This window comes from Gordonia paraffinivorans, assembly GCF_900683595.1.
Lineage (GTDB): Bacteria > Actinomycetota > Actinomycetes > Mycobacteriales > Mycobacteriaceae > Gordonia > Gordonia paraffinivorans.
Window position 1 is genome coordinate 1,183,391 of the sequence record NZ_CAACYD010000007.1, and the last position, 14,709, is coordinate 1,198,099.

Here is a 14,709-nt window from a genome sequence, read left to right on the forward strand (position 1 = left end):
ATGGAGCTCAAGGGCACGTCCGTCGCGATCACCGGCGGCGCGTCCGGTCTCGGCCTCGCCACCGCCGAGCGCGTCGTCGACTCCGGCGGCCTGGTCACCCTGATCGACCTGCCGACGTCCGACGGCGCGGCGGTCGCCGAGAGACTCGGCCCGGCGGCGGTGTTCGCCGCGGCCGACATCACCGATGCCGAACAGTTCGCCGCGGCACTCGACGTCGCCGACGAGCGCGGCGGCCTGCGCGGTCTGGTGCACTGCGCGGGAGCGGGCCGGCGGATGCGCATCCTCGACAAGGACGGCAAGGCCGGATCGGTGGAGGACTTCGAGTTCGTCATCAACCTCAACCTGGTCGGGTCGTTCCTGGCGCTGTCGCTGGGCGCCGAGCGCATAGCCCGTCAGGAGCCGATCGACGGCGAGCGGGGCGCGATCGTCATGACCGCCTCGGTCGCCGCCTTCGAGGGGCAGATCGGGCAGATCAACTACGCGGCGTCCAAGGCCGGCATCGTCGGCATGACGATCGTGGCCGCGCGCGACCTGGCGAGCAAGCTGATCCGGGTCAACACCATCGCGCCGGGCACCATGGACACGCCGCTGCTCGCGCGCCTGCGTGAGGACGTGCGCGACTCGCTGGCGGCCAGCATTCCCAACCCGTCGCGGCTGGGACGGCCGGAGGAGTTCGGCCGGTTGGCCGCCGACATCCTGGAGAACACCTACCTCAACGGGGAGACGATCCGTCTCGACGGCGCGATCCGGATGGCGCCGCGCTGACATCGCACGACACGATGGCCCGGGGTCGCACTCGTCGCGACGCCGGGCCGTGTCGTCGGCGGTTGCTCAGCGCTGCGCGTTCTTCAGTCCCTGCTTGAACAGGTTGCGCCCGATGATCAGTTTCTGGATCTCGCTGGTGCCCTCGTAGAGCCGGAGCAGGCGGACGTCGCGGTAGATCCGCTCCACCGGGACCTCCCGCATGTAGCCGCTGCCGCCGTGGATCTGGACGGCCAGATCGGCCACCTTGCCGACCATCTCGGTGCAGAACAGCTTCGCCGCCGACGGCGCGGTGCGGCGATCGGTGTTCTCCACCCAGGCGCGGGCGGCGTCGCGCACCATCGCGCGGCCGGCCATCACCCCGGTCTGCTGCTCGGCGAGCATCGCCTGGACCAGCTGGAACTCGCCGATCGGTCGTCCGCCCTGGGTGGCGGTGGCCGCCCACGCCACGGACTCGTCGAGCGCACGCTGGGCGGTGCCGACCGACAGCGCGGCGATGTGCACGCGGCCGCGGGCCAGCGACAGCATGGCCGCCTTGTAACCGACATCCTCGCTGCCGCCGACGAGTGCCGAATCCGGTACGCGCACACCGTCGAAGTGGACGTCGGCAGTCCAGGCGCCCTCCTGGCCCATCTTGCGGTCCTTGGCGCCGACGGTGAGGCCGGGGGAGTCCGCCGGCACCAGGAACACCGCGATGCCGGTGCCGCTCTCGTCGGCCGGGCGGGTCCGGGCGAACACCACGAACAGGTTCGCCAGCGGGGCGTTGGTGATGAACCGCTTCTCTCCGGTGATGACCCAGTCGTCACCGTCGCGCACGGCCCTGGTGCGCAGGCCTGCGGGGTCGGAGCCCGCGCCGGGCTCGGTCAACGCGAACGACGCGACCACCTCGCCGGAAGCGATCTCCTCCAGCCAGCGCGACTTCTGCTCGTCGGTCCCGAAGTTCACCAGCACCTGACCGGCGATGCCGTTGTTGGTGCCGAACATCGAGCGCAATGCGAGCGAGGTGTAGCCGAGTTCCATCGCCAGCTCGACGTCCTGCGCGAGGTCCAGGCCGAGGCCGCCCCACTCCTGCGGGATCGCGTAGCCGAAAAGCCCCATGTCCTTGGCGGTCTGGCGGATGTCGTCGGGAATCGCGTCGGTGTCGAGGATCTCCTGCTCGCGCGGCACGACGACGCCTCGGACGAATTCGCGGGTCGCCGACAGGATGTCGGCGAAGTCCTCGTCGCTCACCTGGGAGCCGGCTCGCTGGTTCACTCCGGTCATGGTGTCCCACTCTTCCCGTGGGCCGGTGGGCGGTCCAATACGAAAGCGGGATCGCTCCGATAGCCGTTGCGTATGAGACGGCAGGCCCGAGATGCGGCCGGAGCGGGCTAGATTACAGACATCGCCGCGGGCGCACCCGCCGAGCGACGGCGTGCCGGTCCGCGAGGCGACACCGAGCGAGACGCCACCGAGAGCGCCACGTCCACCGCGTGAAGTCCACCGAAAGGACCCGAAGATGTCTTCCACCGCCGCGCAGCCGCTGCTCGATGGACGCACCGCCGTCGTGACCGGCGGCGCCCAGGGCATCGGACTCGAGATCGCCCGCGCCTTCGTCGACGCGGGCGCCCGGGTGGTCCTGGGCGACCTCGACCTCGACGCCGCGCAGGCGGCCGCCGACGGGCTCGGCGGGCGCGAGGTCGCCCGCGCGGTCAGGTGCGACGTCGTGAAGGCCGACGAGGTCGACGCGCTTCTCGCCGAGGCGGTGGAGGGATTCGGCTCCCTGGACGTGATGGTCAACAATGCCGGCATCACCCGTGACGCCACCATGCGGAAGATGACCGAGGAGGATTTCGACCTGGTCATCGCCGTCCACCTGAAGGGCACCTGGAACGGCACCCGCAAGGCCGCGGCGATCATGCGCGAGGCCAAGCGCGGGGCGATCGTCAACATCTCGTCGCTGTCGGGCAAGGTCGGCATGGTGGGCCAGACCAACTACTCGGCCGCCAAGGCCGGCATCGTCGGCATGACCAAGGCCGCGGCCAAGGAGATGGCACACCACGGGGTGCGCGTGAACGCCATCCAGCCCGGCCTCATCCGCTCGGCGATGACCGAGGCCATGCCGCAGAAGGCCTGGGACCAGAAGATGTCGGAGATCCCGATGCAGCGTGCGGGCGAACCCGCCGAGGTGGCGAGCGTCGCGCTGTTCCTGGCCTCGGACATGTCCTCGTACATGACCGGCACGGTCCTCGAGGTCACGGGCGGCCGCTTCATGTGAACGGCGATCCCAGCCGTCCCATCCGAACAGTCTCTTCCGAAAGGTCAACCATGCGAGACGTCGTCATCTGCGAGCCGGTCCGGACCCCGATCGGGCGCTACGGCGGGATGTTCAAGGACCTCACCGCGGTCGACCTGGGCGTCACCGCACTCAAGGGTCTCATCGAGCGGACGGGCATCGACCCGGAGGAGATCGAGGACGTCATCCTCGGCCACTGCAACGGCAACAGCGAGGCGCCGGCCATCGGCCGGGTGGTCGCGCTCGACGCCGGACTGCCGATCACGGTGGGCGGCATGCACATCGACCGCCGCTGCGGCTCGGGGCTGCAGGCGGTCATCCAGGCCGCCTATCAGGTGTCGGCGGGTGACAACGACCTCGTCGTCGCCGGCGGCACCGAGTCGATGAGCAACGCCTCGTTCTACTCCGTCGACATGCGCTGGGGCGCAGCGCGAACCGGCGTCACCATGCACGACAGCCTGGTCCGTGCCCGCTCGACCGCGGGCGGCCGGTTCCACCCGGTGCCCGGCGGCATGATCGAGACCGCCGAGAACCTGCGCAAGGAGTACGAGATCTCCCGCGAGGAACAGGACGAGCTCGCCCTGGAATCGCACCTGCGAGCGGTCCGCGCACAGAAGGACGGAGTGCTGGCCGAGGAGATCGTCCCGGTCACCGTTCCGAGCCGTAAGGGCGATCAGATCATCGACACCGACGAGCATCCGCGCCCGGACATCTCGCTCGAGTCGCTGGCGAAGCTCAAGCCGATCATGGGCAAGACCGACCCGGAGGCCACGGTCACCGCGGGCAACGCCAGCGGCCAGAACGACGCCGCGTCGATGGCGATCGTGACCACCTCCGAGGTGGCCGAGAGCCTGGGGCTGCGTCCGCTCGTCCGGCTCGTCTCGTGGGGGCTGGCCGGGGTCCCGCCGCGCACCATGGGCATCGGCCCGGTGCCGGCGACCGAGAAGGCGCTGGCCAAGGCGGGGCTGACGCTCGCCGACATCGACCTCATCGAACTCAACGAGGCCTTCGCGGCCCAGGCGCTCGCCGTCACCCGGGAGTGGGGCTTCGGCCGCTTCGGCAAGGGCGGCGACTTCGACCGCACCAACGTGAACGGCTCGGGCATCTCGCTCGGTCATCCGGTCGGGGCCACCGGCGGGCGCATGCTGGCCTCGCTCGCCCGCGAGCTGCACCGCCGCGAGGGACGTTACGGACTCGAGACGATGTGCATCGGCGGCGGCCAGGGCCTCGCCGCGGTGTTCGAGCGCGTCGCCTGACAGACTCACCGGGTCCCATCGGCCGACGAGCCGGTGGGGCCCGGTGTTCCAGTCCTCCGTACGCGGCGTCGGCGCCGTCCGGGTGCGCTAGTCGGCGGTTGGTCTCGCCTGTCCGCGAATGACTTCCACGAACGCCTGACCTGCCCGGGACAGCGATGCCGGGTCGAAGGCGATCGCGAACGGTCGGACGAATCTAGGCTCGGTTTCCCGGACCACGACCCGGTCGGCGACCGCCTCGGCCATCGACCGGTCGACCAGGGTGCCCCCGATCCCGGCCTGCACCATGGGAAGTCGCTCCTCGCGGTGCTCGGAGAGCACGGCGAGGGGCGGGCGTCGGCCGCCCACGCGCATGGCCTCTTCGAGTTCGTCGCCGACGGAATGGCCGCGCGGCACGAACACCATGGGGACGTCGGGCAGGTCGCCCAGCGGGATGGGGCCGTCGGGCACCTCGGTGCCCTCGGGATAGACCAGCACGTACTCCTTCTCGCCGAGCACGACGACCTCGAGTCCGTCGCCGGCGATGGGCAGGTGGGCGACCGCGAACTCGCAGTTGCCGTCTTCGATGGTCTGCGCGGCACGCGTCTCGTCGCGCAATTCGCCGAGACGCACCGTCACGCGCGGGTAGAGTGCCCGGAACCGCGCGATGAGGTCCACCACCTCGCCGACGGCGGTCGCGGGGGAGGCGACCAGCTCCAGGTGGCCGGTGAGTTCGTCCTCGTGCGCGGCGAGCAGGTCGGTGACCGCGTCGACGTCGCGGAGGATCTGCCGGGCCGGGCCGACCATCGTCCGGCCCGCGGCCGACAGCACCATCCCGCGTCCGATCCGGTGGAACAGCTGCACGCCGAGTTCGCGCTCGAGCGCTCGCAGCGCCTGGGAGACGGTCGGCTGAGCGACTCCGAGAGCCGTTGCCGCACCGCCGATTCCCTGGTTCTCGACGACGGCGAGGAAGTACTCGACCTGACGTAGTTCCACGATCCCCTACCAATCCCGGTGTTCCGGTGCGGAGTCGATCCCGGCGTGCGCTCGTGCCGCGGCGATGAAGGCCACCGCCGCCGGCGAGGGCAGACCCGACCGCAGCACGAGACCCCACGGCCGGCGCAACGGGGGATCGAGCGTCAGATGCCGGGCCCCCGCGAGTTGCGTCAAGGCCACCGTGCGTGGGAGAACCGTTGCCGCGGTGCCGTGTTCGACGAGGCTCCAGACCGCGGCCGGCATCGCGCAGTCGACGACGACGTTGCGGGCCTCGTCGTCGACGAGATCGGCGAACAGGGCGGCGGTGTTCTGGTCGCTGTGGTCGATGACGAGTGGGACCGAACGAATGGCGTTGCGCGGCACGGTGTCCGGGAGATCGCGCACCAGGTCGCGAGCGGCGGCGACGACGAGCTCCTGCTCGGTGATCGGTATCGCGGTGAAGGTAGCGTGCTCCGCGGAGGAATCCATGACGCCGATCTCGGCGTCGCCGGCGCGCAGGGCCGAGAGGACCCCGGCGGGTCCGTCGGTGGCCAGGACGCGCACGGCGAGACGCGGAAACCGCTCGCGGAAGAGGCGGACGACGTCGACGAGCGGGTCGATGCTGAAGGCGGAGTAGGTGACCACGTCGACCCGGCCCGCCTTCAGCTCCCGCACCGCGTCGACCTTCTGCTTGGCGCGGTCGACGTCGGCGAGGATGCGCCGGGCGGCATCGTCGAACCTGCGTCCGGCCTCGGTGAGTTCGAGACGACGCCCGGCGCGATCGAACAGGGTGACACCCAGCCGCTTCTCCAGGGTGCGGATGGCCTGGGACAGCGACGGCTGGGAGATGTAGAGCGACTGTGCGGCCTTCGTGATCCCACCATGGTCGACGACCGCGACGAAGTAGGTCACCAGGTGCAGGTCCACACCGGTCACTCTAGTGAGTCACCCACACGGGGAGGAGCGACCCCGCCGCCGGCCTGTCGGGCGGCGGGGGCGGTGTTGCTCAGCGGCCCTTCCACTGGGGCGCGCGCTTCTCGGCGAAGGCGCGGGCGCCTTCCTGCGCGTCTTCCGAGGCGAAGACCGGTGTCAGGTACTCCCACTGCTTCTTGATGAGGTCCTTGTCGGTGTAGTTGATCGCCATCGACGTCACCTGCTTGGTGGCCTTGACCGCGAGCGGGCCGTTGGCGGCGATGGTGGCCGCGAGCTCGCGGGCGCCGTCGAGGGCCTTGCCCGGCTCGGTGACCCGGTTGACCAGTCCGAACTGGTGTGCGCGCTCGGCGGTCAGCGGATCGCCGGTGAGGGCGAGTTCCATCGCGAGCTGGTATGGGAGGATCTTCGGCAGCCGCAGCAGGCCTCCGGCCGCGGCGGCCAGGCCGCGCTTGACCTCCGGGATGCCGAACTTCGAGTTCTCGGCCGCCACGACGAGGTCGGCGGACAGCGCGAGCTCGCAGCCGCCGGCGAGCGCCCAGCCCTCGACCGCGGCGATCAGCGGCTTGCTCGGCGGGGCCTCGGTGAGACCGCCGAATCCGCGGTCGGGCAGCGACACCTGCTCGCCGCGTGCGAAGGCCTTGAGATCCATGCCGGCGCAGAAGGTGCCGCCCGCCCCGGTGAGGATGCCGATCGTCAGGTCGTCGCGGCTCTCGAGTTCGTCGATCGCCGCGGCGATGCCCTCGGACACCTCCAGGTTGACCGCGTTCTTGGCCTCGGGGCGGTTGATGGTGATGACGGCGACGCCGTCGGCGAACTCGGTGAGCACAGCGCTCATGGATCACTCTCCTGTTGTTGCGGGTTGTTTGTTGCGGGGTCGTCGATCCGCAGATCACCGCGGACCGTCGGCGAATGGTCTCGCCGGTCAGGTCGAAAGGGCAGGACCGCCTGCGGCCGGGCGTTCGGCGGCACGGTGTTCGGGCACCGGGGCCGGATACCAGCGCCCCGGCTCGGTCGCCTCGTCGGACAGGCGGCCGGGTTCGGTCGCGGTGAGGACGCCGCGCTCGCGGAGCACCAGGAGATGAGCGTCGGTCTCGCGCAGGGCGAGACGCTTCATGGTGAGGTTCAGGTCGGCGAACGGGCGCGACCAGGTGACGGCCTGGGTGATCTCCCACGCCGTCGACCCGGGCCGGGCGACGACGGCCTCGGTGATCTCGGCGAACCGATCCTCATGGTGGGCGAGCATGCCCGTCACGCGTGCGCCGAGTCCGCGAAACCGATACTCGTGCGACGGCAGGGCCTCGTGGTCGCGCATCTTCTCGGTGTTCGCCAGCGAGATCAGGTAGTCGGCGAGCGGAGAGTCGTTCTGCATCGGATTGGTGCCCACGTTCGGGCTGATGCGCGGCAGGAGGTGGTCGCCGGTGAAGATCACGCCCGCGTCGTCGTCGACGAAGCACAGATGACCAGGCGTGTGGCCGGGTGTCCAGATCGCGCGCAGGTTCCAGCCGTCGACCTCCAGCGGGGCGTCGCCGGTCAGTTCGCGGTCGATGGTGCGACCGTCCGGCAGCCGCACGAAGTCGATGAAGCCGAGGTCGGCGACGTCGGGCGGGGCTCCGAGGTCGCGGAGTTCGGCACGCGCCGCGTCGAGCTGCCGCTCGATCTCGTCGTCGGAGTGGTACCGCAGATGGCGGGCGTCGTCGCGGTGCATCCACAGCTCGGCGTCGGTGTGCTCCAGAAGGCGCGGGACGAGCCCGAAGTGGTCGGGGTGCAGGTGGGTGACGGCGACGGTGTGTACGTCGGTGATGTCGTGGTCGGTGCCGCGGATGCCCGCGACGAGGGCATCCCACGACTCGTCCGACGGCCAGCCGACGTCGATGAGCGCGAGACCGCCGTCGGGCGTCGCGAGCGCATAGACGAGGACGTAGCGCAGCGGATTGGGGCCCATCGGGACCGGGATGGACCACAGGCCGGGCCGGACCTCCTCCACCGGCGGGAGGACCTTGTCGGCCCAGGCCTGCTGCTGACGTCGACCGGTCACCTCGATCGCGGTCATCAGACCTCCTGCGTCCGGCGCGGCACGCGCCCCTCATGTGTTGCGCAACAACTCATCCGACCACGGATGAGGCGGCGCGCTCAATGGGGCCGCGGCTCAGGGGCCGTGAGGGACAACCTATGGATCGCCAGGTTGCGGGCCGGACCTGCCGGCCGGGGAGAACCGGAGGTTCTTCACCGGGCTCGCTCCTGCCGCGTGAGCACGACCCGCCGTTCGATCCCGATCCGCGCCAGGAACCCCGCGTCGTGGGACACGACCACCAGGGCGCCCCGCCAACTCTCCAATGCCCCGACCAGCTGCGTGACCGTGTCGAGGTCGAGGTTGTTGGTCGGCTCGTCGAGGATCAGCAGCTTCGGGGTCGGGTCGCCGAGGAGCGCGTCGGCGAGTGCGACCCGCAGCTTCTCGCCCCCGGACAGCTCGCCCAGCGTGCGTTCGGCGCGGTTGCCGCGGAACAGGAATCGCGCCAGGTGCGCCCGCACCTCCTGGGTGGAGATGTCGGGATGGCGTGCCGTGACATGCCCGGCGATCGACGCCGACGGGTCGTCGAAGACGATCTGCTGCGGCACGAACGCGTAGGGCACGACGATCCGCTCGCGGTCGATCAGGTCGGCGATCAGCGTGGACTTGCCCGCTCCGTTCGGGCCGGTGAGCGCGATCCGCTCGGGCCCGTCGACGCGCAGCCGGTCGTCGACGACGACCTGCGTGCGCGGGGCGACCTCGACCTCGGGGACGACGATCCGCGCGGTGCGGTCGTCGCGGACCTCCTCGCGCGCGGCGTCGAGGCGTGTGGCCGCCTCGTCGACGTCGGTCCGGTGCATGTTCCGCAGCTTGCCCGCCGACACCTGGGCCTCGCTGCGGCGCTTGTGCGCGATGATCCTCGGCACCCGTTTCTCGCGTTCCGCGGTGGCTGCGGTTCGAGCGCGGCGATCGAGCTTGATCTGCGCCTCGACGAGCTCGCGCCGCTGTTTGCGCAGGTCACCGGCGGCGTTGGCGACCGCTGCCGCCGCGGCCTGCTGCTCGGCGTCGACGACCTCGCGGTAATGCGAGTAGGGGCCGCCGAACACCCGCACCTCGCCCCGGTACAGCTCCAGGGTGGCATCCACGCGTTCGAGGAGCTCGAGGTCGTGACTGACCACGACGACCGTGCCGGCGAAGTGTTCGATGGCGTCGAAAAGCCGTGCACGCGAGTCGGTGTCGAGATTGTTCGTCGGCTCGTCGAGCAGGAGCAGCGACGGGCGCCGCATGAGGGCCGCCACGATGGACAGCAGCGTCGCCTCGCCGCCGGACATCGAGCCGACGGCGCGGTCGAGGTCGGGCGGCAGGCCCATCTGTGCCAGCAGGGCAAGGGCCCGTTCTTCGACGTCCCACTCGTCGCCGACGATCTCGAAGTCGTCGGGGTCGACCGATCCGTTCTCGATGCGGCGAAGCGCCGACCGGACGTCTGCGATGCCCAGTGCGGCGTCGACCGTCGCGCGCGGATCGGACTGCGGGTCCTGCGTCACCAGGCCCACCTCGGCGTCGGCACCGGCGGACAGGGTGATGCTGCCCGACGCCGGTTCGAGGCGACCCGCGAGCAGCGCCAGCAACGTCGACTTGCCTGCGCCGTTGGCGCCGATGAGCGAGTACGTCCCCGCGTTCAGCGTGAGGTCGAGGTGGTCGAAGACGGCGGTGCCGTCCGGCCAGGCGAACGAGACATCGGACAACAAGACCGACGATGCGGTCGACGGGTTGCGGAAAGGGGAGGTGGAAGCAGACACACGGACTCCTGAAGTGGTCGGGATTCACCGGCGAGATCACGCCGGCCGGGGCCACTTCAGCTGTTCATCGTGTGAGATCACTCCTCGCATGTCGGGAAGCCGCCGAAGGCGACGACAACTCCACGGTAGCGCGGCACGCGTGGCCTGCCAACGGGTTTTCTCGACGGGGTACTTCCCGGCCGGGTTCTTCCCGACCCGCGCTCCCACCGCCGGTTTTCCCCACCGCGTCGCCTCCACCGGTGACATCGCTACGGTTGAGGGCATGTCCTTCATCCGCACCTCGGTGAGCAACGGCGTCGGTGAGATCGTCCTCGATCGGCCGAAGGCCCTGAACGCGCTGGACCAGACCATGATCGACGAGATGTACCGGACTCTCGGCGAGTGGGGCGACGACGACTCGATCGAGACGGTCCTCGTCACCTCGGTGAGCGACCGCGCCTTCTGCGCGGGCGGCGATATCAAGTCGATCCGCGAGTACGCGCTGAACGGGGACTCCGCCGCCATCAGCCGGTACTTCCGGAGTGAGTACCGGCTCGACCAGCTGATCGCCGAATACCCCAAGCCCTACGTCGCCCTCATCGACGGCGCCGCGATGGGCGGAGGCCTCGGCATCAGCGTCCACGGAGAGATCCGCGTGGTCACCGAGAAGGCGATGATCGCGATGCCCGAGACCGCGATCGGCTTCTTCCCGGACATCGGCTCCACCTACTTCCTGCCCCGGCTGCCCGAGGGCGTCGGCATGTGGCTCGGTCTCACCGGTGCCCGCATCCACGGCATCGACGCCGTGGCCATCGGTCTCGCAACGCATTTCGTGTCCTCGGCCGATCTGCCCGCGGTCGCCGGATCGATCCGCGCCGGCGAGGACCTCGTCGACGCGCTGGCGAAGTCGGGGACGTCGGAAACCAGCGACGTGCCGCTGCGCAAGATCGGGGAGTACTTCGCCGACGACAACGTCGCCGCGATCATCGGCGGCCTCCGCGGCGCGGTCGGCGACGAGTGGGCGCAGGAGATGGTCGGACTGCTCGAGAAGGCCTCGCCGACGAGCCTCTGGGTCACCGCCGCGATGCTCGACGCGGGCGCCCACTCGGGTCTCGACGAGTGCTTCGACCGCGAACTGCATGCGGCAGAACAGATCACGAAGACGCACGACTTCGCCGAAGGCGTGCGGGCGGTGTTGGTCGACAAAGATCGCAACCCCAGGTTCGATCCGGCCTCCGTCGACGACGTCGACCCGAAGCTGGTGGCGCGTATCGTCGGCGAGTCGGTGTAGTCCGCTCGCTACGGCCTGAGCTCGAACCAGCCGCCGAGGAGCACGGTGTCGGCCGTCGCCCCCGGATCCGGCTGCGGCGCCGCCGACGACTCGTCCGCGTCGAAGGGCACGTCGTCGTCGGGAGCGAACGGATTCGCGTCGACCCGCGTCGCCGCCGGACACGTGAACGAGCCGGCCGCGAGCTTGCCCGACATCGCGGTCAGCGCGAGCTGACAGGCGGGCGAGTGGTGGTAGACGCCGTCGACCGACACACCGATCTGCGCGTTGATCGGCCGCAGCAGCGGGCCGGCCGTCGGACGGGGACCGCCGCCCGCGGGCGGGACGATCCCTCCGGTGAGTTCGCTGATGACGAACTCGATCTGGGCGCCGTCGGTCCCGGCGCCCTTGAACACGAACAGGAGTGAGTCCGGAGGGACGTCGGGCTGCTGCGGGCCCCAGCGCTCGAACTCGTAGCAGCGCGACTCGGGTTCGGCATCTGGTCCCGGCGCGCCGGATTCCGTCGCCTTGGGTGTCGCCGAGGTGGTGGCCCCGGGCGGCGATCCGGGCGGTGGGGGAGCCTGCGAGATCGCGATTCGGATGCTCCCGGTCGAGAACTTCAGGTTCTGGCCGCTGCGGTCGACCGAACCCTGGGGCGGGGTCTGTGCGCACGCCTCCGGATCGACGGGGCGCGAGGCCGGGGTCGTGGTCGTCGCCGACGACCCGGCGCTCGGGGGCTCGTCTGCGCCGCACCCTCCGACGAGGACGGCCACCGCCGAGACCGAGGCCAGCACGCCGAGGGCGCGGGTGCACACGCTGGGAAGCCTCATCGGTGCAACGGTCAGTCCGCCGCCGCGACGAGCGGCTCGAGCGTCAGGTCGGGATGTTCTTTCTCGATGTACTGCAGTCGCCACTTGTCGCTGAACAGCGCCAGGATCGCGCCGTCGGTGCGGGTGAACACCTCGACGCCCCGCTGACGGTCGAGTTCGGGTGCGCTCTCCGCGTCGGTCCGGCGGGCGATCGTGTACCCGAGCGGCTCGATGATGGTGTCGACGTTGAACTCCGCCTTCATGCGCGCGGTCATGACCTCGAACTGCATCGGGCCGACGGCTGCGAGCACCGGCGACATCTCGCCGCGCGTGTCGTTGCGCAGCACCTGCACGACGCCCTCGCTGTCGAGCTGATCCATCGCCTTGCGGAACTGCTTGTACTTGTCGGCCGTCGTCGCGCGCAGCGCCGAGAAGTGCTCGGGCGCGAAGGACGGGATCGGCGGGAACTGGACCTTCGGGCCGTCGTACAGGGTGTCGCCGGGGGCGAGTGCGGTCGCGTTGACCAGGCCGACGACGTCGCCGGGGTAGGCGGTGTCGACGGTCGAGCGGTCACGCCCGAACACGGCCTGGGCGTACTTGGTGGCGAACGGCTTTCCGGTCTGGGCGTGGGTGACGACCATGCCGCGCTCGAACTCGCCGGAGACGATCCGCATGTACGCCAGGCGATCCCGGTGGCTGGCATCCATACCGGCCTGCACCTTGAAGACGACGGCCGAGAACGGGTCGGTCACCTGCCGCTCGCCGCCCTCGACGTCGGTGCGCGGGCCGGGCGGCGGCGCCAGTTCGACGAGGGTCTCGAGCAGTTGGCGCACACCGAAGTTCAGCATCGCCGAGGCGAAGATCATCGGCGAGGTCTGCCCGGCGAGGAACAGCTCCTGGTCGTGGTCCTGGCCCATCTCGGAGAGCAATTCGCTCTCCTCCACGGCCGCGGTCCACGCGTCGCCCTCGCGCTCGGCCGCGGCGTCGGCGCTCATGATCTCCTCGGGCGCGATCTTGGCGCCGCCCGCGGTGCGGGTGAAGTGGACGTACTCGCCGGTCCGCCGGTCGAGCAGGCCGCGGAAGTCGCCGGCGATGCCCACCGGGAAGAACAGCGGCGTCGGCACCAGGCCGATGCGTTCGGTGATCTCGTCGATCAGCTCGAGCGGCGTCTGGCCGGGCCGGTCCCACTTGTTGATGACGGTGATGACCGGGATGCCGCGGTGGCGACACACCTGGAACAGTTTCAGCGTCTGCGGCTCGAGGCCCTTCGCCGCGTCGATGAGCATGACCGCGGCGTCGACCGCGGTCAGCACACGGTAGGTGTCCTCGGAGAAGTCGGCGTGGCCGGGGGTGTCGACGAGGTTGATGACGCTCGGGACACCCGGCTCGCTGTGCTCGGCGAGGTAGTTGAACTGCAGGGCGGTCGAGCTGACGGAGATGCCGCGGGCCTTCTCCATCTCCATCCAGTCGGAGACGGTGGACTTGCGTCCGGCCTTGCCGTGGATCGCGCCCGCCTCGCTGATCATGCGCGCATGCAACGCCAACGCCTCGGTCATCGTCGACTTACCGGCGTCCGGATGGGAGATGATCGCGAAGGTACGTCGGCGCTTGACCTCGGATGCGACGTCAGAACTCACGAGATCCGAGGCTACTCGGCTGGTCGGGGGCCTCCAAACCGGCGGCCACACGGCAGGTGCGGCAACTGGTGCCGGATGGCGAGACCAGATGCCGCAATCTCAGATGCCGGAACCGGCCAGGGCTCGGCGGCGTCCAATCCGCGTGCAGACGCCACCGGGCCTTCGACGCCACGCACTCGGCCGTGACGGAGTGTTCACCATCGGCGACGCCGTCGAACATGGACTCACCAGGTCAGGAGTCCACCGGCGCTTGAAGGCCGGACTCTGGACGCCGCATTCGCGCGGGGTCTACACCCTCGCCGACCATCCCGTCACCGCACGGACCCGAGCACGCCTGGCCGTGGCCGCGGCCGGCAAGAACGCCGTCTTGTCCGGGCTGGGGGCCGCCTGGTGGCACAAGATCGTCGACGATCCGCCGAAGAGGTTCACCGTCACGGCGCCTCGCAGCCGTCACGGCACTCGGATCGAAGACGTCCGGGTGCGCTACCGGACACTCGACGACGCGGAGACGGTCACGAGGGATCATCTGCCGGTCACATGTTTGCCGCTGACGGTGTTGGAGGCGTCGGTGGAGGGAGACAGCCAGATCCTCGACAACGCGCTGCTCCTGCGCCGTGTCTCGATCGAGCAGCTGCGCAAGGCCGCGCGCCGTCGTCGAAACAAGGAAGACGCGGCGGAGATCGCAGTGTTGGTCGCGCGCGTCGGCGAGGGTGCTCGGTCGGAGGCGGAGCGTCGGGCGGTTACGGTCTTGCGCCAGGCCGGACTCAGCGGCTTCGTCTGTAACCACCCCGTCGGCGGGTACTTCGTGGATGTGGCCTACCTCGACGCGCTGCTGGCCGTCGAGATCGACGGCATGGCCTTCCATCGCGACGCCGACACGTTCCAGCGCGACCGTCGGCGCCGAAACGAACTCATCGCGCTCGGATGGACCGTCCTCAATTTCACCTGGGCAGATCTGCAGGAGCGGCCCGAGTACGTCGTCGAGTGCGTCCGCACGGCGCTCGACGTCTGACGACAGATGCGGCAATTGGTT

The 14,709-nt window shown here is 70.1% G+C and carries 13 protein-coding genes; 5 read left to right on the forward strand and 8 right to left on the reverse strand.

Annotated elements, in window-relative coordinates:
• Entirely contained in the window at nucleotides 1-765 is a 765-nt protein-coding gene (locus E1P53_RS18400; protein ID WP_131735124.1) for an SDR family NAD(P)-dependent oxidoreductase, read from the forward strand.
• Between the two features lie 66 nt (nucleotides 766-831).
• Here E1P53_RS18400 and E1P53_RS18405 read toward each other — a convergent pair whose 3' ends face one another.
• Nucleotides 832-2,025 carry an acyl-CoA dehydrogenase family protein gene (locus E1P53_RS18405; RefSeq protein WP_131735125.1) on the reverse strand — a complete coding sequence of 398 codons (1,194 nt, stop codon included), beginning with the start codon at nucleotides 2,023-2,025 and terminating at the stop codon, nucleotides 832-834.
• 235 nt (nucleotides 2,026-2,260) lie between these two features.
• Here E1P53_RS18405 and fabG point away from each other — a divergent pair, with 235 nt between their 5' ends.
• Both fabG and E1P53_RS18415 read left to right on the forward strand, forming a co-directional pair.
• Complete coding sequence (gene fabG / locus E1P53_RS18410; protein ID WP_006900461.1) at nucleotides 2,261-3,019, forward strand: 3-oxoacyl-ACP reductase FabG; 759 nt, start codon at nucleotides 2,261-2,263, stop codon at nucleotides 3,017-3,019.
• Nucleotides 3,020-3,069: 50 nt separating this feature from the next.
• The gene (locus E1P53_RS18415) at nucleotides 3,070-4,293 is read left to right on the forward strand and encodes an acetyl-CoA C-acetyltransferase (protein WP_006900462.1); all 1,224 of its coding nucleotides are present in this window, start codon (nucleotides 3,070-3,072) and stop codon (nucleotides 4,291-4,293) included.
• Between the two features lie 87 nt (nucleotides 4,294-4,380).
• Here E1P53_RS18415 and E1P53_RS18420 read toward each other — a convergent pair whose 3' ends face one another.
• From E1P53_RS18420 to E1P53_RS18440, 5 genes are all read right to left on the reverse strand, one after another.
• On the reverse strand, nucleotides 4,381-5,265 hold the full coding sequence (locus tag E1P53_RS18420) for a LysR family transcriptional regulator (protein WP_131735126.1): 885 nt from the start codon (nucleotides 5,263-5,265) through the stop codon (nucleotides 4,381-4,383).
• Between the two features lie 6 nt (nucleotides 5,266-5,271).
• On the reverse strand, nucleotides 5,272-6,171 hold the full coding sequence (locus E1P53_RS18425) for a LysR family transcriptional regulator (protein WP_131735127.1): 900 nt from the start codon (nucleotides 6,169-6,171) through the stop codon (nucleotides 5,272-5,274).
• A 79-nt stretch (nucleotides 6,172-6,250) separates the two neighbouring features.
• Entirely contained in the window at nucleotides 6,251-7,012 is a 762-nt protein-coding gene (locus E1P53_RS18430) for a crotonase/enoyl-CoA hydratase family protein (protein ID WP_006900465.1), read from the reverse strand.
• An 87-nt stretch (nucleotides 7,013-7,099) separates the two neighbouring features.
• Nucleotides 7,100-8,227 carry an MBL fold metallo-hydrolase gene (locus E1P53_RS18435; protein WP_006900466.1) on the reverse strand — a complete coding sequence of 376 codons (1,128 nt, stop codon included), beginning with the start codon at nucleotides 8,225-8,227 and terminating at the stop codon, nucleotides 7,100-7,102.
• A 173-nt stretch (nucleotides 8,228-8,400) separates the two neighbouring features.
• Nucleotides 8,401-9,984 (reverse strand): ABC-F family ATP-binding cassette domain-containing protein, encoded by a 1,584-nt coding sequence (locus E1P53_RS18440; protein ID WP_131735128.1) that lies wholly within the window; start codon nucleotides 9,982-9,984, stop codon nucleotides 8,401-8,403.
• Nucleotides 9,985-10,246: 262 nt separating this feature from the next.
• Between E1P53_RS18440 and E1P53_RS18445 the strand changes: the two genes are divergently transcribed.
• Nucleotides 10,247-11,254: an enoyl-CoA hydratase/isomerase family protein gene (locus tag E1P53_RS18445; RefSeq protein ID WP_131735129.1), complete on the forward strand. Its 1,008-nt coding sequence runs from the start codon at nucleotides 10,247-10,249 to the stop codon at nucleotides 11,252-11,254.
• A gap of 8 nt (nucleotides 11,255-11,262) precedes the next feature.
• Here E1P53_RS18445 and E1P53_RS18450 read toward each other — a convergent pair whose 3' ends face one another.
• Complete coding sequence (locus E1P53_RS18450) at nucleotides 11,263-12,060, reverse strand: hypothetical protein (protein WP_244941224.1); 798 nt, start codon at nucleotides 12,058-12,060, stop codon at nucleotides 11,263-11,265.
• 11 nt (nucleotides 12,061-12,071) lie between these two features.
• Nucleotides 12,072-13,676, reverse strand: a complete 1,605-nt coding sequence (locus E1P53_RS18455) for a peptide chain release factor 3 (protein WP_006900470.1) — start codon at nucleotides 13,674-13,676, stop codon at nucleotides 12,072-12,074.
• Between the two features lie 142 nt (nucleotides 13,677-13,818).
• On the opposite strand from E1P53_RS18455, the gene E1P53_RS18460 reads away from it, so the two are divergent.
• Entirely contained in the window at nucleotides 13,819-14,688 is an 870-nt protein-coding gene (locus E1P53_RS18460; protein ID WP_165484447.1) for a type IV toxin-antitoxin system AbiEi family antitoxin domain-containing protein, read from the forward strand.
• Nucleotides 14,689-14,709 lie beyond the last annotated feature (21 nt).

Bases quoted from the DNA above. Each gene is read 5' to 3' on its own strand.
- E1P53_RS18400 (WP_131735124.1), top strand. From the start codon at position 1: ATGGAGCTCAAGGGCACGTCCGTCGCGATCACCGGCGGCGCGTCCGGT.
- E1P53_RS18405 (WP_131735125.1), bottom strand. From the start codon at position 2,025: ATGACCGGAGTGAACCAGCGAGCCGGCTCCCAGGTGAGCGACGAGGAC.
- fabG (WP_006900461.1), top strand. From the start codon at position 2,261: ATGTCTTCCACCGCCGCGCAGCCGCTGCTCGATGGACGCACCGCCGTC.
- E1P53_RS18415 (WP_006900462.1), top strand. From the start codon at position 3,070: ATGCGAGACGTCGTCATCTGCGAGCCGGTCCGGACCCCGATCGGGCGC.
- E1P53_RS18430 (WP_006900465.1), bottom strand. From the start codon at position 7,012: ATGAGCGCTGTGCTCACCGAGTTCGCCGACGGCGTCGCCGTCATCACC.
- E1P53_RS18435 (WP_006900466.1), bottom strand. From the start codon at position 8,227: ATGACCGCGATCGAGGTGACCGGTCGACGTCAGCAGCAGGCCTGGGCC.
- E1P53_RS18445 (WP_131735129.1), top strand. From the start codon at position 10,247: ATGTCCTTCATCCGCACCTCGGTGAGCAACGGCGTCGGTGAGATCGTC.
- E1P53_RS18450 (WP_244941224.1), bottom strand. From the start codon at position 12,060: ATGAGGCTTCCCAGCGTGTGCACCCGCGCCCTCGGCGTGCTGGCCTCG.